Below are 24,311 nucleotides of genomic sequence, written 5' to 3'. Positions count from 1 at the left end.
AAACAAGTAGTTTTTTTCTTACTCCTGTTTTTGTTTACACGATAAAATGTTTCGTATGGAACAAGAATCTTCGTCAAGACATGCGGAAAATCTGCTATTTTCGTGGTAAAAAGAAGGAAAATGTCGTACCTTCGTTTATTTTGCTGTGAACAGAGATTTGACCATGATGCGCGTCAATAATATTCTTCACGATGGCGAGCCCTAAGCCTGTCCCGCCTTTTCTTCTTGTTCTTGCCTTGTCTGCCTTATAAAAACGTTCAAAGACAAATGGTAAATCCTCAGTAGGGATACCAGAACCCGAATCTTGGACATCTACTTTCAGTCCATTCTCTATCATCGTTGCCCTTACTTCTACTATACCAGTTTGATCAGTATGGCGAATCGCATTATCGATTAGATTAGTTAGCACCTGCTCCATCCTGTCTGGATCACATGTAAACTGAGATTGATCACAGTTATCACAATGATAAGTGAGTGTGATGGACTTTTCTTTGGCAAGGCCTTGGAACTTTCGAACAACTCTTTCTAAAAACTCTTGAACATTAATTTGCTCCTCTTGAAGCTGGATATGCCCTGCTTCCATCCTTGCTATATCAAGTAACTCGTTCACTAATCTACCCATTCTAAGAGATTCCTCATAGATCACTTCAGCGATTTCCTTCTTCTCTTGTTCTGTACCAGCAATGTCATCAATAATTGCTTCACTATAACCCTGGAGCATCGAAATTGGTGTTCTTAACTCGTGAGAAACATTGGCAATAAAATCTTTTCTTAGCTTATCAAGACGTCTTTCCTCTGTCATATCACGAATTACTGCAACTGCACCTCGAATTTGTTCTCCATTATATAAAGGACTCATGACAACTACCCAATTTCGTCCTTGAAAGTCCATTTCTATAAGCTGTTCACTTTCCAATGACACGACTCGGCGAAAAAGCTCTCTCATTTCTGCAGGAACCATTTTATCTTGATTTTCTTCCATGCCTTGCTCATAATACCATGCCTGAAGAAAGCGTTCAGCTGGTGGATTTGATACCTGTGTGACGCCATTACGGTTAAGGGTAATCACACCATCCGCCATACTACTTAATATACTAGATAATTGTTCCTTCTCATGTCTTAGTGCATCAATATTTAATTTAAGCTGCTTCCCCATTTTATTAAACGCAATCCCAAGTTCACCAATTTCATCCTGGGTTAAAACAGGTAGCCTTGTTTCAAATTTTCCTTCGGCAATTTGAAAAGCTGCTTCACGCATCTTAATTAATGGTGATGTAATCCGCGAGGAAAGGAAAAATGCAAAGAAGGTTGTCAGCATAAAGGCAATTCCTGCTGCAAGAAAGATGAGCTTTGTTGTGTGCTCAGTCGTTTTCTCTACGGCGTAAAGTGACTGATAGAGAAATACGGCACTTTCCTCTCCTTCCTGTGAAGTAAACGGTACCCCAACAATAATGATTTCATTATAATCGTCTCCTCCTTTTAAAATGGAGGAGTATTCGGTTTTCTTGATGACCGTCTCTTGATTTGCTAAAACCTTCGATAACTCCGGATCATTTTTCAGGAAGGATAACGGGATATCAATCATTTCACCCTTCGAAGGAGAGTACCAATAATGCTCATCATCTTGTGCAATGATTACTTTTGTTAAAGGGTCAACAATCTCCCAGGAAATTGAACGGGCCAAGCTCTCGTCTTCATGCTCCTCCATGACTCTGGCAATTTTACTAGCTACCTGACTTAAATCATCCTCAGCTTTTTCTACATAATATTGGTCAAAGAATTCCAATAGCATAAAGGTAAGGATGGATAACACGAATGACACTAAAAACAAGATCGTCATCCATAGCTTACCAACTACACTTCTCCAAAGCTTCATTCCTCGACGACCTCAAACTTATAGCCTACTCCCCATACTGTAATGATCATCTTTGCTGCTTTTTCAGAGACCTTATTCAGCTTTTCTCTTAAGCGCTTCACATGGGTATCAACCGTACGTAAATCACCGAAGAATTCATAATGCCATACTTCCTTAAGTAACTGCTCCCGGTCATAGACCTTGTCAGGTGATTTCGCTAGGAAATAGAGTAATTCATACTCTTTAGGAGTTAAACCTACTTCCTTTCCATCAGCAGTCACACGGTGAGCATCGTTATCAATCGTTAAGTGTGGGAAGACAAGGACATCCTTTGTTGTTGGTTCTGTATGTAAAAATGAAGTCTGTGATGATCTTCTTAACAACGCTTTCACACGTAATACGACCTCTCGAGGACTAAACGGTTTGACGATATAATCATCCGTGCCAACCTCAAACCCTTGAACTCGGTTAATTTCTTCACCTTTTGCAGTAAGCATAATAATCGGAGTCGCTTTAAATTCTCTAAGTTCTTTGCAAACCTCTATTCCATCCTTACCAGGCATCATTACATCTAATAAAATGAGATCATAGTCTTTATTCATAGCTTTTTCTAGAGCCTCGATCCCATCTTCCGCTTCCTCGGTCTGATAGCCTTCTCTTTCTAAATACATTTTTAACAGCCTTCTAATTCTTTCCTCATCATCCACAACAAGAATATTTAATAGTTGTTCCATGTATTTTCACCTCGACAATTTGTTTATGAAAAACCTTATTTAAATTAAGGGTATCCTGAAAATAAGGGATCTTCGTTCCAGAACACTCGCTTTCCGCGGGGCGGGCGGTGAGCCTCCTCAGCTACGCTTCCGGGGTCTCACCTGACCCGCTGCTCCCGCAGGAGTCTCGCGTTCCTCCACTACGATCTCTGCTTGAAATAAAAGAATTACTTTCATACTCCATGGTGTAAAATTTCTTTCATGGATGTCTCTGTAAACTTTATTTTGTAATTTACATTCCAAGATTTATTGGAATAAATGGTACATAGTTCTAAAGTACACCAATTTCTTTTAAACTACCCAATTAAAATGTCCTTCTTCTAAAAAAAGCCTTCACATTAGCGGTGAAGGCTTTTAAGTTCTATCGTTGTTTCAGTCTGTTATTTACGCATAAGAATGTAAGCCTGCTATTACTAAGTTTACTACAATTAAGTTAAACATGATAATAACAAATCCTAAAACAGCTAACCATGCTGACTTCTCACCATGCCAGCCTTGTGAAATACGTAGGTGTAGGAAGGCTGCATAAAACAAGAACGTGATTAGAGCCCATACTTCCTTTGGATCCCATCCCCAAAATCTTGTCCAAGCAATTTGTGCCCATATCATGGCGAAAATAAGTGCTCCTAACGTGAAGATTGGGAAACCAATTGCCACAGAGCGATACGTAATTTCATCAGCAATCTCTGGGTTTACATTTTTAAGAAGTGGTTTAATCGCAGCAGCAATTCTCTTTCTTAACACTAATCGTAATCCCCAGTATAAAAGTAATCCAACTCCTAATGACCAAATGAGGGTATTGAATTTCTTAGGTGCCCCTTCCCCCTTCATCCAGCTAGGTGCATTAAAGATCGGGTGCATCGTATCTGTACTAACTTCAGTTCCATCAAGAGGTCCAACAATAGGTGGTAGAGTATAGACTAACTCAACCTCCTGATCAATGTTTGGATCCATCCAAGTAAAAGTAGCTTCGTAGTTTGATAAAGAAAAAGCTACTGTTGCAATAATAAAACCTATAACACTTAATAAACTATACATGATAATTTCAAGCCATAAGGTTCTCTTACTTTTTACTGTTTGGTCGACAACACGAATTAAGTAAATAAGTCCAGATGCAAAGCTCACTGCAAGTACCGCTTCTCCAAGTGCAGCCGTGGTTACGTGGATGTGCAGCCAGTCACTTTGTAGTGCTGGAATCAGTGGTGCCACATCACGCGGGAACATACTAGCATATGCAATAATTAAAATGGCGACAGGTAGCGTAAATAATCCAAGTGCACTACTTTTGTACATAAAGAATAGAACAATAAACGCCAAAACTAGCATCATACCAAAGAAAGTTGTAAATTCAAACAAGTTACTTACAGGAGCATGTCCTGAAGCAATCCATCTTAGAATAAAATAGCCAAGTTGGGCTAAAAAGCCGACAATTGTTGTAAAGATTCCTATTTTACTCCATTTATTTATTTTCACTTCACTTTGCTTATCTCGAATAGCTCCTCCAAAAAAGAAGGTACCTACTAAGTAAAGTATAAATGCTGTATAAAGTAGATTACTACTTAGTTCAACCATTCTAAATCCTCCTTTCTTTAAGCAGGTTTCTGCTCGTCCGTTTGATCAACTGGCACAGTTACTCCTGTTCCAGCTACTACTATTTCTAATTCCTTCTTAATACCAAACCAATTTTTATTCGTATGAGCAGCAACCCAGATTTCATTTTCCTTCTGATATATCCAAATACGTCGATGATGCCAGTACATACCTTGAATAACACCAATCATGAAAATCGCTCCTCCAACACCAAGGATCCCAAGTGTATAATCTCTACGAACAGTAAGACCAGACACGTTTTTCACTTCAATACCTGCAAACTCCATCTTATATTGATTTTCACCAAGTGGCTCAATATTTTCCTGGATCGCCACAAAGCTTACCTCACCATCCGGAGTTGAAGGTGTTATCATATTGAAAACAAAGGCAGGATTATTTGGCACCTTGGATTTAGATGCAGGATTTCCATCACCATCAAAGTAAAAATCAGCAAAATAACTCATTAATTCGACGCGATATCCATTTCCTAAATCATAATCAGTGGCAGGATCTAAAAGATTAACCTTTAATGGTCCAAATGTTTCTTCTGTCGCTTTATCTACTAGATTAAAAGACATAGAATTAAATTCATTTAGCTTATAATCTACCTGATAAAGAGCATAGCCGTCATGCTTCAATGGTTCATTCACTCGAATTGGATGTTCCTTCACTACTTCTAGCTCAGGATCTGCTCCATGAATAATATCCCCTTTACGCTCATAAAGAACTGCATCCGTCTGATAGTTCTTAACGACAGATCCAACACGCTCTAGAGTTGCATCAAAGACCTCTGGCTCTGTTTCTCTATCGTAAAGCTCTACTTTAAAGGAATCGCTTTTCAAAAAGTATTTCCCTTCTGTACCAGGAATTACTTCTGTTTCGCCTTCACGAATCCATAAAACTTCATCAATATACATAGCTGGTACAAATCGCAACATACAACCAATAAGGAAAATGATAAGTCCAATATGGTTTACATAAGGACCCCATCTTGAAAAACGATTTTTTTCTGCTAGTATATTTCCATTCTCTTCTCTAACATTATACTTGCGTTTTTTAAGGTTTTCCTCAATTTTTTTGAATGCTTCATTTTGATTTTCCTGAAAGCTTGTTTTTGCAAATAAACGCTGACGCTTTAAGAAGCTTTCGTGTCTAGTTACACCTTGCTTTTTTAGTGCACGGTATAATGGAACAACACGGTCAATCGAACAAATGACTAGTGAAATTCCAATTGATGCAATCATAATTAGATACCACCAAGATGCATACATATCATGAAAACCTAGAGCATAGTATAACTGACCTGTCCAACCATACTGATCCTTATAGAATTCACTTGGTGTCACATTTGGAGGTATATACATTTCTTGTGGATAAATGGTACCTAAGGTAGACGCCACCAGAGTTATGACTATTAACCAAACCCCTACTTTTACAGAGGAAAAGAAATTCCAAATCTTATCTATAATAGACTTTTTATAAACCTGTGACCGTCTAGCACTACCATCATATCTCATATCTAATAGTTTTTGGGGTGCTTTATCTTCTAGTGGTTTACCACATGATTCACATAATACTGTACCAAGTGGATTAACATGACCACATTCACATTTTACGTTCTCCATTTCTCCCACCTACTTGTCCGTTAAGGTTTAATCATATTCATATAATCATAAACCTGCTTTTCTGTCATGGATCCAGTAATGATATCAACTACCTTACCATCCTTATCAATTAAGAATGTGGATGGAATTGGTCCAACTCCATATGCATTTAGCACCTGATCCCCTTTATCAACCGGAACAGGAAACGTCAATTCATAACGATCGACGAAGTTTTGGATAACTATTGGGGCTTCATTTACGTTAATCGCTAATATCTCAACACCTTGATCCTTAAAATGCTTGTATTGATTTTCCATATAAGGCATTTCTTTTTCACAAGGTTTACAATAGGTCCCCCAGAAGTTTAAGAAAACTCCTTTTCCCCGGTAGTTCTCAAGTTCATACTCATTACCCTCTAGGTCCTTCAATATAAAATTAGGTGCAATGCTACCTACTTTTACCTTTTCTTTACTGGTAAAGAAATTGACATACAAGGTATAGCATAATGCTAAGGCTAGCACACTTAAAATTGTAGTTCTTAGAATAAGCCGTTTTTTCTTCAAAACACACTCTCTCCTTTACCCCTAGAAAGCTTGCAAGTCCAATTCCAAGTGTAGACAACAAACTCTCTTCTTAAGGAAAAAAAAGTTTATTTCTCTTATAAGGACAATCGTCTTAATTATAGCATTCTGTTCATAAATAACCGAATCTAGAATATGAATCTTATGTGACAAATATCATTGTAAATAGGATTATCTTCTAGTTTTTGCCTGTGATTGCGCTCTAAGCTGTTTAACTTCATGCGGGGATAACTCTCTTGATTCTCCAGGTGTTAAGCCATGAAGTGTAATGAATCCATATTGCTCTCGCTTTAACTTCATAACAGGGCACCCAATGGCTTCAAACATTCTTCTCACTTGTCGATTCCGTCCCTCGTGGATAATAATCTGGATAATTGAAGTGTTTTTCTTCTTATCCGAAGAAATCATTTTTGTCCTTGCCGGAGCTGTTATTCCGTCCTCTAACTTAACTCCTGTTGCAAGAAGTCTCAGTTGTTCTCTAGTTGGAACACCTTTTACTTTTGCAATATAGACCTTGTCTACTTCATGCTTAGGATGCATTAATGTATTTGCGAAGTCTCCGTCATTTGTAAGTAATAGCACTCCAGATGTATCGTAATCTAAACGTCCAATCGGATAGATTCTCTCTTTTAAAAGTGGGAAAAAGTCTGTTACGACCTTTCTTCCTTTATCATCGGAAACACTAGAAATAACACCAGTTGGTTTATATAACAAGAAATAAACAGGCTGTTCTCGTTCAAGAGGAATTCCATCTACTTCTACCTTGTCATTAGAAGACACTTTCGTCCCTAGTTCTTTCATTACCTTTCCATTAACTGTTACTCTTCCCTCTTGGATGAGCTCCTCTGCTTTTCTTCTTGATGCAACACCCGCTTGGGCAATAACTTTTTGTAAACGTTCCATGTTTTTCACCTCATTCTACATATTAGCTTGTCTATGTCGAATAAACAAGAAGCATGATTTTATTGTGTGGATGTTCAAATCCTAAAATACACGGTTGGCTTATTCATCGGTTTTAACATTTATCGATTAATAGCCTATAACGAGAATGTTTGTTTAATAGCCAAGACACTAAAAAAGAGCAAATCCCAATAAGGAAATGCTCCGTTTTTTTATTCTACTTAGCGTGATTATTTAAAGTCCATTTTATTCAAATAAAACGGCATTCCCTCTTGCAACTTAGAAATTTCTTCATCACTTGAGATCACGTAAGCAAGACTTGTGTCATTTTTGTAAGTAATGATGATTTGAAAATTAGTAGAATCAACAACATTTCTACTAAAATGGACTACGTAAAACATTTCACCCTCTGGTCCTCTATGCATAACTGCATCAACAGATTCTCCAAGTGTACTAACATTAATCTTTTTGATATCTTGATCTTTCCGAACACCGAATATGGTGGGGACAATATTCTGTTTTTCATTAAATAACTGTAATGAAAGAGCAAATTCTTTGTTGAGTGGGACATCTTGATTCACATGTCCACCACCCCCTAGCCATTTATAACCTGTTATTGATTTCCGTAACTGATCAACTGAGTACATATAATTATCTCCGCTATTTGACTCTCCAACCGAATAAACAATAACCCCATCTTCCGTTTCCACTTGATCAATCTCTTCTATATTGATAGCGATCCCGTCTCTAACATCACTAATCGTTTGTATCGGATCACTACTTCTAAAAAACATTACTAGCAGGATAATAGGAATAACTATGATTGCAAGTAAAAGTAGTTTTTTCATTTTATTCAACTCCCTATATTAAAAGACTGTTTTCTGACAGGCATTAAAATCAAGCATGCTTTTTAACCCAACATTGAAAAGCAGCAAAAAACTGAATGAAGAATCAACCTGTTTAATTTTACCATTTTTCCACCTGGTGTTCTCTATATTTTTTTGATTCTCTTTTAATTTTACAAGTCCATGTTGTTATATAATTTTTTAAACAAAAAAGTAGCTCAATTCAAAGGTACAAATAATTTGTACTTTTAAAACTGAACTACTTATTTTTTATCCAAACACTAACGTCACGACGACAAGTGCTGCAATTATCCCTACTAGGTCTGCTAATAAACCTATTTTTAGAGCGTCTCCCATTTTCTTAATACCTACTGCTCCGAAGTAGACGGTCAGAACATAGAATGTGGTATCTGTACTACCTTGTAATGTAGAGGCTAGTCTACCAAGAAATGAATCTGGTCCGTAGTTAGCGATGATATCACTAGTTAAACCAAGTGCGGCCGTTCCTGAAATGGGACGAATTAGCGCTAAAGGAACAATTTCAACCGGTATTCCAATCATCTCAAAGAAAGGTTTAATTAAACCAGTAAAGAATTCCATGGCTCCAGAAGCACGAAAGACTGAAATGGCCACTAACATCCCTACTAAATAGGGGATAATCGAAAAGGCAATATTTAACCCATCCTTTCCCCCTTCAACAAAGCTTTCATAAGTAGGAACTTTTTTAAAGGTACCATATAAGAGGACGAATCCGATGATTAAAGGAATCAACCATAAAGAGACAGTTGAAATGACACTCATTTTCGCTCCTCTCCTTTCCTGACTCTTCGATAATAAAAGTACCGGTCAATTAGAACAGCTCCTATTGTTGATAAAAAGGTTGCCACTAATGTGGTCCCGACGATTTCTGTTGGGTTCGCCGAGTCATATTGCATACGAATCGCAATGACCGTAGTTGGAATTAGGGTCAAGCTGGAGGTATTAATGGCAAGGAAGGTTATCATCGATCGACTCGCAGAATCCTTCCCACCATTTAACTCACGTAACTGTTCCATCGCCTTGATTCCCATCGGAGTAGCTGCATTTCCCAACCCGAACATATTGGCAATCATGTTAGAAAGGATATAACCCATTGCTGGATGCTTAATAGGAACATCTGGAAATAATCGGCGTACAATTGGTTGGAAAAGCTTAGCCAAGGATTCTAGTAATCCAGCATTTTGGGCAATCTTCATTAGGCCCAACCAAAACACTAGTATACTGATAAATCCAATACAAATGGTTACTGCTTCCTTAGCACCCGTAAATACCGCTTCATTTACCTGTTCCATTGTCCCGTTAATCATAGCAAAAACAATTCCTATTACCGTTAAGAGCATCCAAATTATATTAACCATAGAATTCTACACCTAAAAAGGAGAAGAATAAGCTTTTAAACAAATCAAAAAAAGATTTTTTCGGTGCAGGCATCTCATCTGTTTCAAAAAAGATTGCTTGCTCGCCAATGATATTATTATCAAGGTATACAATTGTTTTCCCAATTGGTACTGGAATATCTTGAGGCGTTTTCCATTTTGATTCATTTGGAGTTACTAGTTTTATCTCTACTTTCAAGCTTTCTTTTTCTGTTTTTAAAACAGGGTAAACAAAGTCATGGCTGTAATAAACTTTATTTTCATAAAATGGATCATCAAGCTTAGAGAGCTTACCTTGTTTAAGAACTTTAACTAGATCATAGTTATTAAAGCCAAATTCAAACATAGAAATGTGATCCTGCCAATCACCAGATGCATTTAGGGTAACAGCCACTAAATTCATCCCATCCTTAGAAGCTGTCGAAACCAATGTTCTTTTCGCCCGCTTTGTATAACCTGTTTTCCCACCAGTTGAATAAGAATAAAGGCCAGTTAATAGCTTATTTTTATTTTTCCAAATACGGTCCCACTTTTCTTCTGGATGAGGTGAACGATAGACCTTAGTACCAGCAATTTCTTGATATTTCTCATTTTGCATTGCATATCTTGTCAGTATCGCCATGTCATAGGCAGTTGAGTAATGCTCTTCATGATCATCTAATCCATGTGGGTTTGAAAAAACGGTATTTTTCATTCCAATTTCCTCTGCCTTTTGATTCATCATATAGACGAAGCCTTCTAAACTTCCACCTACATGTTCAGCAATAGCTACTGCAGAATCATTACCAGATCTTAGCATAAGCCCGTATACCAGATCCTCAAGCTTGATTTTCTCTCCCGCCACTAAATATAAAGAAGACCCTTCTGTTCCTTCCGCATTTTTGCTCACGGTCACTTTTTCTTCTAGCTTCTCCGATTCAATAGCAAGAATCGCTGTCATAATCTTGGTGATACTAGCAATCCTTCTAACCTCATGCTCTTGTTTTCCAAAGATGACTCTGCCCGATTCCTGTTCAATTACTATCGCACTATGAGCACTTACACCAGGTGCAGCTTCTACCTTTGAAGGCATCATTGAAATTAAAAATGACAATAGCAATATGTATACGAGCGATGTCCGTAGCCTCATCTGCAAATCCCCCCGCTTTTTTCCATGTTTTTGTACAAGTTTATGCATGACCTGTCCAGTTATGATGAAAAAATGAATTTTATTGGAAAAGCTCTAGTGCTCAAGGGAGAGGTTAGAAGGCTATGAGTGTACTGTCCTGTTCCGATAGATTCTCAAAAAAAAAACACGACAGAGTCGCGTTTAGAAGATGTAATTTATAAGATTATTCGATTTACTCTACATTCTGTGTTAAATATGAAACTATTCCTAAACTAACTGTGCGATATTGACTATAGTTTAACCGCTGAAGTGGAGGCTTTATGCTTTTATCGGTGACTTTTTACATTTATCGGTCACTTCTGAGGTTTATCGGCGACTTTCTACTTTTATCGGCCACTTCCCTTGTTTTATCAGCGACTTTCAAAGATATATCGGCGACTTCCACTTTTATCAGCGACTTCCCAACATATATCGGCGACTTTCCATTTTTATCAGCGACTTCCCAACATATATCGGCGACTTTCCATTTTTATCAGCGACTTCCCAACATATATCGGCGACTTTCCATTTTTATCAGCGACTTCCCAACATATATCGGCGACTTCCCAACATATATCGGCGCACAAGACTAACCAGCAGCACTGTTACCACCTTTACGGCAAAACCAAGTCAGCTGACAATTATAATAAGCCTCCTTAATATGGTTGCCACTTTAATTTTGACGCCTGGGTAAATCTGTTTTCTACTTCATCCCAGTTTACAACGTTCCACCAGTTTGAAACGTACTCCGCTCGGTCCGCCTGGTATTGGAGGTAGTAGGCATGCTCCCACACATCTAGAACTAATAAAGGAATCGTGTCCCATTGTGTCATTAGTTGATGCTTTTCGGTTTGAAGTATTTCGAGACGGTGTGATCTTGGTGACCAAACTAGTAAAGCCCAGCCGACGCCTTCTACCTTTTTCGCAGCTTCTGTGAAATGCTCTTTAAATTGCTCAAAGCTTCCAAAATCCTTTTTGATTTGACCTAATAAACTACCAGTTGGTTTCCCCCCACCGTTAGGCTTCATGACAAACCAAAAAATCGAATGTAAATAGTGCCCTGATCCGTGAAAGGCTGCTTCTCTTTCCCAGTGTTTTAAAAGGTCGTAATTATTTGTATATCTTGCCTTCTCCATCATTTTTTCTGCCTTATTTAAACCATCAACATAGCTTTTATGGTGGGTGTCATGATGGAGCTTCATTATGTCTTTCGAGATATGTGGTTCAAGCGCATCATATGGATAAGGTAACGGCGGTAATTCGTGTTCTCCAATTGGTACTCTTCGGTTTAGAGTGTTTCTATTATTCCCATCAATTAGAAACTGTGCTTTTTGAAATAAAGTAGCAACCATCCCTTTTACTTCTTCAATACCTTCTATTGTGACTGGGTTATTTGAACTGACTTCATCTACTTTTGACACAAGAACTGTCAGCTCTTGGTCTAACTGAAGAAAAGGCTCGGCCGTTAGATTATGCTCCCCAATTACACCTTTTAATTGACTTGCCCATTTCACAACTTCCTCAAAATAGACCAAATATTTTTGCTGTTCCATCCAATCCCTCCTTAGTTACATTCACCCCTCTATGATATGGTCACTCCTTTTTAAAAGTGCCATATGGACATACATGTAAATAAAATCATCGACATAAGATGGAGTGGAAGGAGGAGGATTGGTGAAAACATATAAAGAAACCGTCTCATTTGAACTACAGTTTTGGTTACAGGTACTTGGAGATCATGGCAGATTTATTAGAGATTCTCTAGCTCCAAAGGAAACAAAACATATTGAGAAAGCAAAAGCCTTTATACATTTGTTTGATAGCCTTCTTTCTGAATCAAGGAAGGCTCATTCAGAGGATGCCTTACATGGGTTAGCCATTAAGGCAGAAGAAGGGGGAGAAGAGCTAAGAGAATTCAAGCTGCTGCTTTTAGAAAAATTATTATTGAAGGATGTTTCCATTTCATTACCACCTTCATTTCTAAATCACATGGTAAACGAGCTTGATGAATTTTTACGGGTATTGACTTATTTGACTGATAAACAAATCCCCCCTCTTGTTCATCCATTACACCATGACCTTCTTTGGTTACTAGATGCTGCTGGACATGCAGGAGCAATTGATGCCAACCTAGATCGTGTAGAAAAGGATCTTAAGCAAAAAAGTGAAATGTTCACCAAACAATTTGAGGATTTTTATTTAAAAGCAGTTGAGATGGCAGGCTACCTAAGGACGAACTTAACCAGTTTTCCAGCGTTAGCTCGGTTCCACCATGAAATAGATTTAGAATTTACGATTTTCAAAGCATTTCTTCGGGAAATCGAAGAGCTTGAATTAACAGGTCAAACTCTTAGTGTATTAACTCCATTAATGGCAGATCATATGGCTAGAGAAGAATGTTATTATTTAATGAAGCTGGCCGAGTCAACAGATGTCGTTAACACACCGAATTGTGACCCTACTAAGCCAAGGACGGGAAACTAGTGAACACAAAGAAAAGGATGGCAAATTGCCACCCTTTTCTTGTTGTTTATTTTATGATTGCATCATTTTAGTTCGATAGTCTGTTTCATAATACTCTAACTCTTCCCTAACTTTCTGAAATTGTCCCTCAAGCTGAGCAAACAATACTTTTAAAGAAGCTGGAGCCTCATCAGAGAATTTAATTGCATTTTTCCCCGTATAAGCGGAACGACTATTTTCAAACCATACATCATTTTTCGGTGAGAAAAACTCTTCAATACATTGATGATAGATTTTGTATAATGTTTTTTCAGCAGCAGGCTTTCGAAATGGAGTTGTTTTCAATACAACCTGACACGCATCCAAACCTTCTTCGCAAAAAACAACTAATCGTCTTAAACCAGATAAAAGCTGTTTATAATACTCTTCCTTTTCCTCGTTCCCTTCACTTTTCAGGGTTGAAATTGTGACATCATTTAAAAAAGTTGAAACGGACTCCACCGTTTCTTTAAGGAATGCCTCAACCTGTTCTATTTGACTATATACAATATCGTTTCCCATCGTTAGCTCCCCCAAATCATCCTATTTTTTATTCTTATGTATAAAACTCTACGGTTGTTCGATAAACAAAAGTGGAGATGTTAATTGATAGCTTCCCTGATCGGCAAGGTGTTGAAAGACTTCCTTAACCTTTTCGTAATCAATACCCTGAAAAAATTGTGCAAATTCCTTTTGAGTATTAATATACACTCTCTTTCTACTGCGGAAACTTGGACTTTTCAACAAACAAACGAGTCCAACTATATCCTTAAACATAATCTCTTTTCCCGATACAGTAAAAATAGGATTTTCTGTAAAAGGAGTAAACTCTGAAAACACTTCATCAAAGTAACGAATATAAAGGAGATGAAATGTTTTTTCCTCTCCTTCTTCTATAAAGGTTACACTGGATCTGTTAAAGAAATCTTCTGAGGTATTGGGCTGAGCTTTCTCCAACTCACTCCCAAAACATTCTATAATTTGCATAGTCTCACCTTTCTATCTGCTCTTTGTTCCATCTTACCATAACTTTATGGGAGATCTTCAAAAGCTTCTGCAAATTTTTCAAAAAATAGATCTGCTTCTTCTTGAACAAAATCATCCGTTGTATTTTCTGGTAATTTAGGAAGTTCCTCCACTGACTTTAAGCCAAAGTAATCTAAAAACTCTTTTGTTGTACCGTACAAGATCGCACGGCCAGTTCCTTCTACTCTACCCACTTCCTTGATTAAAAGCTTGCCTACTAAGGTTTGAATCGGTCGATCTGTTTTTACACCACGAATATCTTCAATTTCAGCTCGAGTAATTGGCTGTTTATACGCCACAATTGCTAGCGTTTCAAGAGCTGCCTGTGATAAGGTTTGACTTGAAGGATTTTCCATTAGCTTTTTAAAATAAGGAGCATGCTCTTTCTTTGTTGCTAATTGATACGCATCAGCTATCTCAATTATTCTAATTCCTCTGGAATCTCCTTCATATTCTATTTTCATTTCGTTCATTATATCCTCAAGTGTTTCAACATGTAGTTCAAGAACGGTTGATAGCTGTTTAATAGTTAGGCCTTCATCACCAGCTGCAAACAGTAAGCCTTCAATAATAGCCTTCCAATTATGAATGTCCATCGTAAGGTTCTCCTTTCTTTAGAGAAAGAAAAATTGCCGAGAAATTTTGAGTTTGTTCCATATGAATGGCATCTGACTTCATTAGTTCAAGCAATGCCAAAAAGGTTACTACAATATGCTCTTTATCCTCATACGGAAATAAATCTAAAAAGTTCTTCTTCTCATTAACTTTAAGGGAGGTTAACTCCTGGATAATTTGTTCCATTCTTACCTCGATTGGAATTCCTTGTCGAGTAATTCTGGTTTGTAATGGTTTTTGAAGTTTTTTCCGACGAAGTAGCTTTTGAAAAGCACCCAGCATATCATAAATATTGACGTCTAGATTTACCTTCTCTTCTGCCTCAGTCGCATACTCACTTAGGTCGCTAGGAGCTCTTGTGAACATTTGTCCACGTTCTTCCTCTAAATTTTTCAAATCCTCTGCGGCTTCTTTATATTTACGATATTCAATAAGTCGTTCCATGAGTTCATCTCGAGGATCTTCTTCCATATCCAAATCCATATCCTCATCAAATAATTCTTCCTCTTGCTTAGGTAGAAGAAGCTTACTTTTAATCTCTAATAAGGTTGCAGCCATGACTAAATATTCACTTGCTATATCAAGCTGCAATTCTTGCATGGCGTATATGTATAATAAATATTGCTCCGTTAGCTCAGCCATTGGAATATCGTATACATCTATTTCATATCGATTAATTAAATGCAACAAGAGGTCTAAAGGACCTTCAAATGCATCTAGCTTTACACTATATTGTTGCACTATCATCCCACCATTATTATTTCCATCCACTTTTGATCAGTTTCCATACGACGCAGAAACTTCAAGATATAATTAGTATAGTCGATATTATAAGCTAGTCCAATATAATTTTATATAGAAAAACTTGGATTTAATTTGGTAACTGGGAATTTTCCCCGAGCATTTTTTCATGATACACTACAGATAGAAAAATTCATGTCAAATAGCTTTAAAGGGTGAGAAGATGTATCCACAAGCGTATATCGATTATTTAGTTCACTTTCATGGGGACCGAGATTACTTTGAATGTCATGAAGTGCTAGAGGAATATTGGAAAGAGGATGATCAAGGAAATCGAAAAATTCATTGGGTAGCCCTTATACAGATTGCCGTTTCTCTTTACCATCAAAGAAGAGGCAACTTTAAAGGATCCTTAAAAATGATGAAAAATGCATCGATCATTCTAAAAAATGAGGAGGCTGCTGTTAAAAAGCTCGGCCTTGATTATGATGAGCTCTTACAAATACTAGATGATCGAATAACTGAGATTGAAATTGAACAACCCTATTCAAGTATCTCTTTACCCATAAAAGACCGACACTTACTTTCTGAATGTCAAAAAGAATGTAAAGTGAGGCATTTGGTATGGGGAACTCATAGTAACCTTGAAGATCAATACCTTCTTAATAAACATACGTTACGAAACCGAAGAGATGTTATTGAAGAACGTTTACGGCAAAAGGAGCTTAAAAGCAGATCAAGAAAATAAGACATTTAAAAAGGCTGTCATAGTAGACAGCCTTTTTTATGATTCATTATTGTTATCGTCCTCTAGAACATCATTAGCTTGATCACATTTTTCAAAGAATGGCGCAGTATGTTCTGTCGGTATAATTGTTTTGTTAGGTAATAGATCCTTTAGTGCTCGCACCATTTTCTTACCAATTCCTTGATGTCGGTGGGAAGGATTCACACAAATATGATGAATTTCGAGATTGTTCTCGTCTATGAAGGATACTCCTATGATCCCGATAATGTCTTCTTCTTTCCAAAGAAATAATTGCCAGTTTTCTTCATTCTCATACTGCTTCATAGACAGTTGGAGTTTTTTTAATTCCTTCTCTGTAGGCATAAAAGAAAGAAGTCCCATTGCAATTTTCTCAAAACTTTTCTTATATCGAATTAGCATAGTAACCCCTCATAACTAAAATAACATTCTGATGGATAGATTATAACAGAAAATAATTAATTTTGGGTAATAAAATCTATAACACCTAAAATCTATTATTACTTAAGTTCTACCCTTTTAAACATTAATCTTGGAAAGAGCGAGTTAAATTTGCCATTTCTATAGCTGAAACTGCTGCTTCCCAGCCCTTGTTTCCGGCTTTTGTACCTGCACGCTCAACCGCTTGCTCAATTGTATCCGTGGTTAATACACCAAAAATAACCGGAATTCCTGATTGCATCGTTGTTGCGGAAACACCTTTTGCTACTTCGCTACAAACATAATCAAAATGAGGTGTAGAACCACGAATGACCGTACCAAGAGTAATCACTGCATCATACTTTTTTGAATCTGCCATTTTCTTAGCAATTAATGGAATTTCAAATGCACCTGGTACCCAAGCAATATCCACATCAGCTTCTTGTAGTCCGTGTCTTTTAAGTGCATCCTGTGCTCCACCTAAAAGCTTACCTGTAATAAACTCATTGAATCTTCCTACAACAATTCCAACCTTTAACCCAGTACCAATTAAATGCCCTTCAAATACGTTACCCATTTATACTCATCTCCTAGTAGTTACTTGTTTGTATTTATTTTATTATCATACCTAAAGCCATTTTTTAGTGCAATCATTCAAAACGGGTTTAAAAATGTAACATGTGACCTAATTTTTCATGTTTTGTCTTTAAGTAACCCTCATTTTCTTTCTTTGAAGGCAATTGAATTGGAACTCTGTCTACTACCTCAAGTCCATAGCCCTCTAATCCCGCAATTTTTCTTGGATTATTGGTCAATAGCTTCATTTTCTTAATTCCTAAGTCCTGAAGTATTTGTGCACCAATTCCGTAATCGCGAAGATCAGGTGCAAAACCAAGTTGTTCATTGGCCTCTACTGTATCATAGCCCTTTTCCTGAAGCTTATAAGCACGCATTTTATTAATTAAGCCAATACCTCTACCTTCTTGGCGCATATATAAAAGTACTCCATTACCTTCTGTTTCAATCTGTGTTAGCGCAGCATGTAATTGCGGGCCGCAGTCACACCGATATGATCCGAACACATCTCCAGTCAAGCACTCAGAGTGTACACGAACTAATACTGGTGTATCCTCTGTAATTTCTCCCTTTACAAGGGCAACATGCTCCTGGTTATCTAACACGTTCGTATAACCAATTGCCTTAAATTCACCAAATTCGCTTGGAAGCTTTATCTCCACTTCTCTGGTGACTAACTTTTCCTTTTTTCTTCTATAAGCGATAAGATCTTTAATCGTAATCATTTTTAAATCAAATTCATCCGCAATTTGACGCAAATCTGGGACACGCGCCATTGAACCATCTTCTTTAATGATTTCACAAATGACTCCAGCCGGTTCAGAGCCGCATAAACGAGCAAGGTCAATCGCAGCTTCAGTATGTCCTGCTCTTCTTAAAACCCCTCCATCTTTTCCTATAAGCGGAAATATGTGTCCAGGGCGTTTAAAATCAGCTGCCTTTGTATCAGGATCGATTAGTCGTCTAATCGTTTCTGAACGTTCATGGGCACTAATTCCTGTTGTCGTTGTTTTGTAATCTACACTAACTGTAAAGGCCGTACCATGTGGGTCGGTGTTCTGACCAACCATAGGAGCTAAATCTAGTTTTGTCGCGGTTTCTTGTGTAATCGGTGCACATACTAATCCCCGACCATGCTTAATCATGAAATTAATAACTTCAGGAGTTGTTTTATCTGCTAGTGCAACAAAATCTCCTTCATTCTCTCGATCTTCATCATCACAAACAATGACGACATTTCCTTGCATTAATTCGTAAATGGCTTCTTCTATACGGTCAAACATATATATCCATCCCCTATCGTCTTTAAGTTAGGCTCATTTAGTAAACTATGTTGCTATTTTCTAAGAGAGTGTTTATTCCGAACAGAAATGCTCGCATTACAACGGCAAAAGTTTTCGTTATAAATAACCATGCTCTCTTAAAAAGCTTTCGGACATCCCAGAGGATTTCGCTTCCTTTTCTCTTAAAAATACGAATTGTTCTATATATTTAGCCAACATATCACATTCTAGGTTTACAATATCTCCCACACCTTTTTGTCCGAGAATGGTTTCGTTTAAAGTATGGGGAATTAGAGAGATTGTAAAGGTTTTATCTGTTGTACCAAATACAGTTAGACTTGTACCGTCTACACAAATGGAACCTTTTAATAAGATAAAACGCCTTAGATCTTCTGGAACTTCAATTTCATAATATACAGCGTTAGACACTCTTGTTTTTTTTCGGATTGTTCCGATTCCATCAACATGTCCTGATACAAAATGACCACCGAATCTGCCATTTGCCGCCATCGCTCTTTCTAGATTAACAGAAGACCCTTTTTGTAACGTTTGAAGCGAGGTTGCTCTTACTGTTTCGGGCATAATATCTACAGTAAATTTATTATTTGTAAAAGATGTAACTGTTAGACATACTCCATTTACTGAGATACTATCTCCAAGATGGACATCCTCTAACACTTTTTTCGCTTGTAATGTTAGTACGATTGCTTCTCCTTGCTGTACCATTTGATCAACCGTACCAATTTCTTCGATTATACCAGTAAACATGCTGTCACCTCTTTCCGTCATGCGGAACTGCGATTATTTTAAGGTCCTCACCAAGCTGATCAATCGATTTGATTGTTAACTGATGGGCGTCCTTCATTTCAAGGATTCCTTCGCCACCAATAAAACCAGGTGCTAGTTTCCCTCCAACAAGCTTTGGAGCAATATAGGTTATAACTTGATTATAAGCCTGTTCTATCATGAAGCTTCCATTAACCTCTGAGCCACCCTCTACAAAAAGAGACGTAATGGAATGCTCACCTAAAGTAGATAATACACTTCTAATGGAAATTCTTTCTTCCTGCAACTGTATTAATTTTATTCCTTTTGACAGGAAAGGATCCTTCTGTTTTTCCGTTACAAAAGAGGTCGTAATAATCCATGTTTCAGCTAAACCATCATTTAGTATTTTGGAGGTTAACGGTGTTTTTAATTGATGATCCAACACAATTCGAATCGGATGAACACCACCGCCAGTTAAGCGAGTGGTCAAACTAGGATCATCTTTAATAACGGTATTAACCCCCACTAAGATAGCATCATGTAAATGGCGATAGCGATGGACATCCTCTCTTGCCTCAGGACCTGTTATCCACTTACTACTCCCTGTTGTTGTAGCTGTTTTACCATCAAGAGTCACGGCTGTTTTCAAGGTAACATACGGCGTCTTTGTGGATATGTAATGAAAAAACATATCATATATTTCATTGGCTTCTTCTTGTAAAATTCCAACCTCGACATCAAGACCCGCTTTCCTTAGTCTTTCGATTCCCTTTCCACCTACTAAAGGATTCGGATCCTTCGTTGCAATGATAACTCTCTTTACTTTATGAGTAATTAATAAATCAGCACAGGGCGGGGTCTTACCAAAATGGCTACAAGGCTCTAATGTGACATATGCAGTTGAACCTTCTGCAAGGTCTCCCGCCATTTTAATTGCTTGAACTTCAGCATGACCTTCACCAGCCTTTAAATGAGCTCCCATTCCAACGATTCGGCCATTATTAACAATGACTGACCCAACTGGAGGATTGGGACTAGTTTGTCCCTTTACACTTTGAGCGAGTGTCAATGCCAATCTCATGTAATCCTGATCATTCATATTAACTCCTCCTAAGAGCCATTTCTATGCCCCTAAAAATAAAAAAACCTTAGGACGAGATCCTAAGGGTGATGTATGTATACACGTTTTGAAGGTTTGTATGAGTTCAGCCTTAATAATCCCTTTTTTCATTTAAAAATTGAAAAAAGGGTATACGGACAGAATATTCCCTACTACTAGGGAATTACCTTTTACGTATTCCTACATCCTTCTCCCATCCAGACTATACTGTCGGCTTTGGATTTTCACCAAATCAGCACTCTTATCAAAAAGTAAAAAAGCGCTCACGGGCTTCGAATTAAATTCATTCGTTACCGCCGGTAGGGAATTTCACCCTGCCCCGAAGGATTTCATAATTGGTTATATTTAATTTTTTCCATTATAGCATATTTGAAAGGTTTATTGTCTAGTTTACAGCTTGGAATTTAAAATGATACAAGAAAAATTGGTCTGGCCACCTTCCCGACTGTTCTTAATTGCTATATAATGGTAGTAGTTTAGTAGAGGGTCTGATTTAGTACATACATAATTGTTTATTTGCTTGCTCGCTTTGATTAGTCTTCCTTTTTAATTCTACTAATCCTAGTTAGGGCTAACTATTTGTAAAAATAAGGAGGCAATGATATGAAGAAACGAGTTGTCATTACAGGAATCGGAGCAGTTACTCCACTTGGAAACCATATTGAATCTACCTGGGAAAATATAAAAAGTGGTATATCTGGTATTGCCCCTATTACAAGAATTAATTGTGAACAATTTGCGGTAAAGGTTGCAGGAGAAGTGAAAGATTTTTCACCTGAGGAATTTATGGATGGAAAAGAAGCAAAAAGAATGGGCCGCTTTACACAGTTTGCTGTCGCTGCGAGTAAGATGGCTATTCTTGATTCTGGCCTTTCCATTGGTCAAAATATTGCCCCTGAACGTGTTGGTGTTTGGATTGGTTCTGGAATTGGTGGCTTGGGTGAGTTTGAGGAACAACATAAAAAATTCCTTGATAAAGGTCCAAGGCGTGTCAGTCCGTTTATAATTCCTATGCTGATTCCGGATCTTGCTTCTGGACGTGTTTCGATTGAATTAGGCGCAAAGGGAATTAATAATTGCTCAGTAACGGCTTGTGCCTCTGGTGCCAACTCGATTGGAGATGCTTATCGGGCCATTCAAAATGGAGTGGTAGATGCCATGATTTCTGGTGGGACAGAGGCTGCTATTACTGAAATGACTATTGCAGGCTTCACAAATATGACAGCCTTATCAACTAATGCTAATCCTGACACGGCAAGTCGACCATTTGATAAGAACCGTGATGGTTTTGTCATTGCAGAAGGTGCTGGTATCCTTATCCTAGAAGAGTTGGAGCATGCAAAGGCTCGTGGAGCGAATATCTATGGTGAAATAATTGGGTATGGCGCTACAGGAGATGCCTACCATATCACAACACCGGCACCAAATGGTGAGGGCGGACAACGCGCTATGAAACTTGCTATAGAAGAAGCTGGAATTTCTCCAAATGAAGTAGATTATATAAATGCACATGGAACCAGTACCTATTATAATGATCTATATGAGACGAGAGCCATTAAAGAAGTTTTTGGGGAACATGCTTATCAGCTGTCTATTAGTTCTACTAAATCAATGACAGGACATTTACTAGGTGCAGCTGGGGCCATTGAGGCATTATTTTCTTTACTATCGATCAGAGATCAAATCATCCCACCAACTATTAATTACGAAACACCTGATGAGGATTTAGATTTGGATTATGTTCCAAATCAAAGTAAGCAGTCTACTGTTACTACCGTATTATCCAACTCATTAGGATTTGGTGGACATAATGTTACATTAGCCTTCCGAAAATATGAAAATTAAATAGAAAGATGTGGGTTTAGTCCCACATCTTTTTCTGTATACGTATTTATTGTTTAGGCACACCCACTGGGCCAACATGACGAATATGTTCATTCTCATGTTTAGCTTTTTCATTAACAATCGCTTTTTGGTCAACCTCTTTAGATGTTTTTTCATTACGTTTTGCCATGTAAGATCTCTCCTTTTCAGTTCAATCTCCCATAGTTTTAGTCATTAAAAATAAAATATCCCCTCAAAATGAGGGGATACCAATATTACTCTTCTATTACTTTTACTTCCTTCATTTTGTCGCCTTGTTGGATATCATCCACATATTCCATACCTTCCACTACTTTACCAAACACGGTATGAACTCCGTTTAAGTGAGGTTGTGGTTCGAATACGATGAAGAACTGACTTCCACCTGTATCTTTACCAGCGTGAGCCATTGATAAAGAACCGCGCTCATGCTTATGAGGGTTTCCTTCCGTTTCACACTTGATTGTATAACCAGGACCACCAGTACCTCTGCCATCTGGACAACCACCTTGTGCAACAAATCCTGGAATGACTCTGTGGAAGTTTAATCCGTTATAGAACCCTTTATTGATTAACGATTCAAAGTTCTCAACAGTTCCAGGTGCTTCATTAGGAAATAATTCAATTTTAACTTGTCCACCTTTTTCTAAATCAATAACAGCGTATTTGCTCATATGTAATGAACTCCTTTCAAACGTCAAATATGTAAAATCATACTTCTTAAGTATACGACAAACGAAAGCAAAAAGAAAATAATCGACAAGTATTGCTTGATTTATGGAACTCCTGAAATATTTTCAGGTGTTTCTTTCGGTTATACTATTATTGCGTCCACTTTCTACTTTAAACAATCCAACCTATAAGATCAGAGATTACTTTACAAATAATGGTAATTTCTAACTATTTTTTATATGATATGAAAATAATGGTTTATATTTTGTCCCATTCAGTGTATATACTATATAGGCGTTATTATTTGAAAGGAGAGATTTTCCTTGAAAAAGCATTTTTCTATTTTACTTGTTTTAGTTTCGCTATTTACTCTTCCAGTTGTTGCGCTAGCAGATGCAGTTGTAGGAGATCAGGTTGTAACATTAGGAGAAAATCTTACTGAGGAACAAAAGCAAGCCTTGCTATCAGAAATGGAAGCACCAGAGGGTGTTGAAATTATTACTGTTTCAAACGATGAAGAGCATAAATATTTAGGAGACTATATTCCAAAAGCCCAAATTGGTACTAAGGCTATTTCCTCCTCAATCATTACCATCGCGGAACCCGAGGCGGGGTTGCAGGTTGAAGCACATAATATCACTTGGGTAACGGAGGATATGTATACAAATGCACTGATTACAGCAGGTGTTAAGGATGCCACCATTTACATTACAGCACCTTTTCAAGTGTCTGGAACGGCTGCACTTACAGGTCTATTAAAAGCCTATGAATTATCTTCTGACCAGGTAATACCTGAGGACGTTAAAAAAGTAGCAAATGAAGAAATGGTTAAAACAGCAGAACTTGGTGATAAGCTTGGAACAGAAGAAGCTGCTGCACTGATGGCCAGCATAAAAGAAGAAATTGCAAAAAATGCCCCACAAACGGATGCTGACTTACGAGCAATTATTGAGGCTGCTGCTGCAGAGCTTGGGCTTACTTTAACAGAAGAAGATATTAATAGTCTTATTGCCCTTTTTAATAAAATGAAAGAGTTAAATATCGACTGGAATCAAGTTGGAGAGCAGTTAAACATCGCAAAAGAAAAGCTAACAACCTTCCTACAATCAGAAGAAGGACAAACCTTTTTAACAAGACTGCAAGATTTTATTGCTAGTGTTTTTGACGCAATTCGCTCATTATTTAGTTAATGTGTAAACAGAGAAGAGGGGATTCCTCTTCTTTTTTTATGGTTACTTTTCGAACCATT

Annotated in this window: 25 protein-coding genes, 1 pseudogene and 1 riboswitch; of the genes and pseudogenes, 4 read left to right on the top strand and 22 right to left on the bottom strand. The window is 37.6% G+C overall.

All coding sequences use genetic code 11. The features are described 5' to 3' along the window. Positions 1-94: 94 nt before the first annotated feature. From M1D60_RS07175 to M1D60_RS07125, 11 genes and pseudogenes are all read right to left on the bottom strand, one after another. Positions 95-1,876 carry an ATP-binding protein gene (locus M1D60_RS07175; protein ID WP_456278477.1) on the bottom strand — a complete coding sequence of 594 codons (1,782 nt, stop codon included), beginning with the start codon at positions 1,874-1,876 and terminating at the stop codon, positions 95-97. Then, positions 1,873-2,589: a response regulator transcription factor gene (locus M1D60_RS07170; RefSeq protein ID WP_456278476.1), complete on the bottom strand. Its 717-nt coding sequence runs from the start codon at positions 2,587-2,589 to the stop codon at positions 1,873-1,875. The genes M1D60_RS07175 and M1D60_RS07170 overlap by 4 nt, the downstream gene beginning before the upstream one ends. 423 nt (positions 2,590-3,012) lie before the next feature. Beyond that, a complete protein-coding gene (gene ccsB / locus M1D60_RS07165) occupies positions 3,013-4,200 on the bottom strand; it encodes a c-type cytochrome biogenesis protein CcsB (RefSeq protein ID WP_456278475.1) in 1,188 nt (395 codons plus the stop codon). Positions 4,201-4,217: 17 nt separating this feature from the next. Beyond that, a complete protein-coding gene (resB, locus tag M1D60_RS07160) occupies positions 4,218-5,843 on the bottom strand; it encodes a cytochrome c biogenesis protein ResB (RefSeq protein WP_456278474.1) in 1,626 nt (541 codons plus the stop codon). A 20-nt stretch (positions 5,844-5,863) separates the two neighbouring features. After that, the gene (gene resA / locus M1D60_RS07155) at positions 5,864-6,385 is read right to left on the bottom strand and encodes a thiol-disulfide oxidoreductase ResA (protein WP_456278473.1); all 522 of its coding nucleotides are present in this window, start codon (positions 6,383-6,385) and stop codon (positions 5,864-5,866) included. 189 nt (positions 6,386-6,574) lie between these two features. Beyond that, the gene (locus M1D60_RS07150) at positions 6,575-7,306 is read right to left on the bottom strand and encodes a pseudouridine synthase (protein WP_456278472.1); all 732 of its coding nucleotides are present in this window, start codon (positions 7,304-7,306) and stop codon (positions 6,575-6,577) included. Positions 7,307-7,533: 227 nt separating this feature from the next. Beyond that, positions 7,534-8,151, bottom strand: a complete 618-nt coding sequence (locus M1D60_RS07145) for a hypothetical protein (protein ID WP_456278471.1) — start codon at positions 8,149-8,151, stop codon at positions 7,534-7,536. A gap of 267 nt (positions 8,152-8,418) precedes the next feature. Then, positions 8,419-8,949 carry a spore maturation protein gene (locus tag M1D60_RS07140; RefSeq protein ID WP_456278470.1) on the bottom strand — a complete coding sequence of 177 codons (531 nt, stop codon included), beginning with the start codon at positions 8,947-8,949 and terminating at the stop codon, positions 8,419-8,421. After that, the gene (locus tag M1D60_RS07135) at positions 8,946-9,545 is read right to left on the bottom strand and encodes a nucleoside recognition domain-containing protein (protein WP_456278469.1); all 600 of its coding nucleotides are present in this window, start codon (positions 9,543-9,545) and stop codon (positions 8,946-8,948) included. Before M1D60_RS07135 ends, M1D60_RS07140 begins: the two co-directional genes overlap by 4 nt. After that, a complete protein-coding gene (locus M1D60_RS07130; protein ID WP_456278468.1) occupies positions 9,538-10,692 on the bottom strand; it encodes a serine hydrolase in 1,155 nt (384 codons plus the stop codon). Before M1D60_RS07130 ends, M1D60_RS07135 begins: the two co-directional genes overlap by 8 nt. A gap of 674 nt (positions 10,693-11,366) precedes the next feature. Next, positions 11,367-11,996 (bottom strand): annotated as a pseudogene (locus tag M1D60_RS07125) (superoxide dismutase); the annotation flags it as partial. Between the two features lie 388 nt (positions 11,997-12,384). On the opposite strand from M1D60_RS07125, the gene M1D60_RS07120 reads away from it, so the two are divergent. Beyond that, positions 12,385-13,194, top strand: a complete 810-nt coding sequence (locus M1D60_RS07120) for a DUF2935 domain-containing protein (protein WP_456278467.1) — start codon at positions 12,385-12,387, stop codon at positions 13,192-13,194. A gap of 51 nt (positions 13,195-13,245) precedes the next feature. Here M1D60_RS07120 and M1D60_RS07115 read toward each other — a convergent pair whose 3' ends face one another. From M1D60_RS07115 to M1D60_RS07100, 4 genes are read right to left on the bottom strand one after another with little or no spacing between them, the layout of a single operon-like run. After that, on the bottom strand, positions 13,246-13,734 hold the full coding sequence (locus tag M1D60_RS07115; protein WP_456278466.1) for a YpuI family protein: 489 nt from the start codon (positions 13,732-13,734) through the stop codon (positions 13,246-13,248). Between the two features lie 48 nt (positions 13,735-13,782). Next, entirely contained in the window at positions 13,783-14,199 is a 417-nt protein-coding gene (locus M1D60_RS07110; RefSeq protein ID WP_456278465.1) for a hypothetical protein, read from the bottom strand. A 44-nt stretch (positions 14,200-14,243) separates the two neighbouring features. Beyond that, on the bottom strand, positions 14,244-14,834 hold the full coding sequence (scpB, locus tag M1D60_RS07105; RefSeq protein WP_456278464.1) for an SMC-Scp complex subunit ScpB: 591 nt from the start codon (positions 14,832-14,834) through the stop codon (positions 14,244-14,246). After that, positions 14,821-15,600: a segregation/condensation protein A gene (locus M1D60_RS07100; protein WP_456279380.1), complete on the bottom strand. Its 780-nt coding sequence runs from the start codon at positions 15,598-15,600 to the stop codon at positions 14,821-14,823. Before M1D60_RS07100 ends, scpB begins: the two co-directional genes overlap by 14 nt. A 217-nt stretch (positions 15,601-15,817) precedes the next feature. Between M1D60_RS07100 and M1D60_RS07095 the strand changes: the two genes are divergently transcribed. Further along, positions 15,818-16,342, top strand: a complete 525-nt coding sequence (locus M1D60_RS07095) for a DUF309 domain-containing protein (protein ID WP_456278463.1) — start codon at positions 15,818-15,820, stop codon at positions 16,340-16,342. A gap of 36 nt (positions 16,343-16,378) precedes the next feature. Here M1D60_RS07095 and M1D60_RS07090 read toward each other — a convergent pair whose 3' ends face one another. The 5 genes from M1D60_RS07090 to ribD all read right to left on the bottom strand — a co-directional run bounded on the left by M1D60_RS07090 (position 16,379) and on the right by ribD (position 20,506). Continuing rightward, positions 16,379-16,762, bottom strand: a complete 384-nt coding sequence (locus M1D60_RS07090; RefSeq protein WP_456278462.1) for a GNAT family N-acetyltransferase — start codon at positions 16,760-16,762, stop codon at positions 16,379-16,381. 124 nt (positions 16,763-16,886) lie between these two features. After that, positions 16,887-17,357 carry a 6,7-dimethyl-8-ribityllumazine synthase gene (ribH, locus tag M1D60_RS07085; RefSeq protein WP_456278461.1) on the bottom strand — a complete coding sequence of 157 codons (471 nt, stop codon included), beginning with the start codon at positions 17,355-17,357 and terminating at the stop codon, positions 16,887-16,889. A gap of 88 nt (positions 17,358-17,445) precedes the next feature. Beyond that, positions 17,446-18,639: a bifunctional 3,4-dihydroxy-2-butanone-4-phosphate synthase/GTP cyclohydrolase II gene (locus M1D60_RS07080; protein ID WP_456278460.1), complete on the bottom strand. Its 1,194-nt coding sequence runs from the start codon at positions 18,637-18,639 to the stop codon at positions 17,446-17,448. A gap of 117 nt (positions 18,640-18,756) precedes the next feature. Then, entirely contained in the window at positions 18,757-19,407 is a 651-nt protein-coding gene (ribE, locus tag M1D60_RS07075; protein ID WP_456278459.1) for a riboflavin synthase, read from the bottom strand. A gap of 4 nt (positions 19,408-19,411) precedes the next feature. Next, positions 19,412-20,506, bottom strand: coding sequence for a bifunctional diaminohydroxyphosphoribosylaminopyrimidine deaminase/5-amino-6-(5-phosphoribosylamino)uracil reductase RibD (gene ribD / locus M1D60_RS07070; protein ID WP_456278458.1), 1,095 nt, complete (start codon positions 20,504-20,506; stop codon positions 19,412-19,414). Positions 20,507-20,708: 202 nt separating this feature from the next. After that, positions 20,709-20,858, bottom strand: a riboswitch (FMN riboswitch). Between the two features lie 272 nt (positions 20,859-21,130). Here ribD and fabF point away from each other — a divergent pair. Continuing rightward, a complete protein-coding gene (gene fabF / locus M1D60_RS07065) occupies positions 21,131-22,372 on the top strand; it encodes a beta-ketoacyl-ACP synthase II (protein ID WP_456278457.1) in 1,242 nt (413 codons plus the stop codon). 46 nt (positions 22,373-22,418) lie between these two features. On the opposite strand, the gene M1D60_RS07060 is transcribed toward fabF, so the two are convergent. Both M1D60_RS07060 and M1D60_RS07055 read right to left on the bottom strand, forming a co-directional pair. Further along, on the bottom strand, positions 22,419-22,541 hold the full coding sequence (locus tag M1D60_RS07060; protein ID WP_456278456.1) for a hypothetical protein: 123 nt from the start codon (positions 22,539-22,541) through the stop codon (positions 22,419-22,421). 85 nt (positions 22,542-22,626) lie between these two features. Then, positions 22,627-23,064 (bottom strand): peptidylprolyl isomerase, encoded by a 438-nt coding sequence (locus M1D60_RS07055; RefSeq protein WP_456278455.1) that lies wholly within the window; start codon positions 23,062-23,064, stop codon positions 22,627-22,629. A gap of 321 nt (positions 23,065-23,385) precedes the next feature. Between M1D60_RS07055 and M1D60_RS07050 the strand changes: the two genes are divergently transcribed. Continuing rightward, positions 23,386-24,252, top strand: coding sequence for a DUF1002 domain-containing protein (locus tag M1D60_RS07050; RefSeq protein ID WP_456278454.1), 867 nt, complete (start codon positions 23,386-23,388; stop codon positions 24,250-24,252). Positions 24,253-24,311: the final 59 nt, after the last annotated feature.

The sequence above is a fragment of the Bacillus sp. AK128 genome, assembly GCF_053903075.1.
Note: the sequence above shows the minus strand (reverse complement) of the source record. Positions and strands in the feature narration are given on the sequence as shown.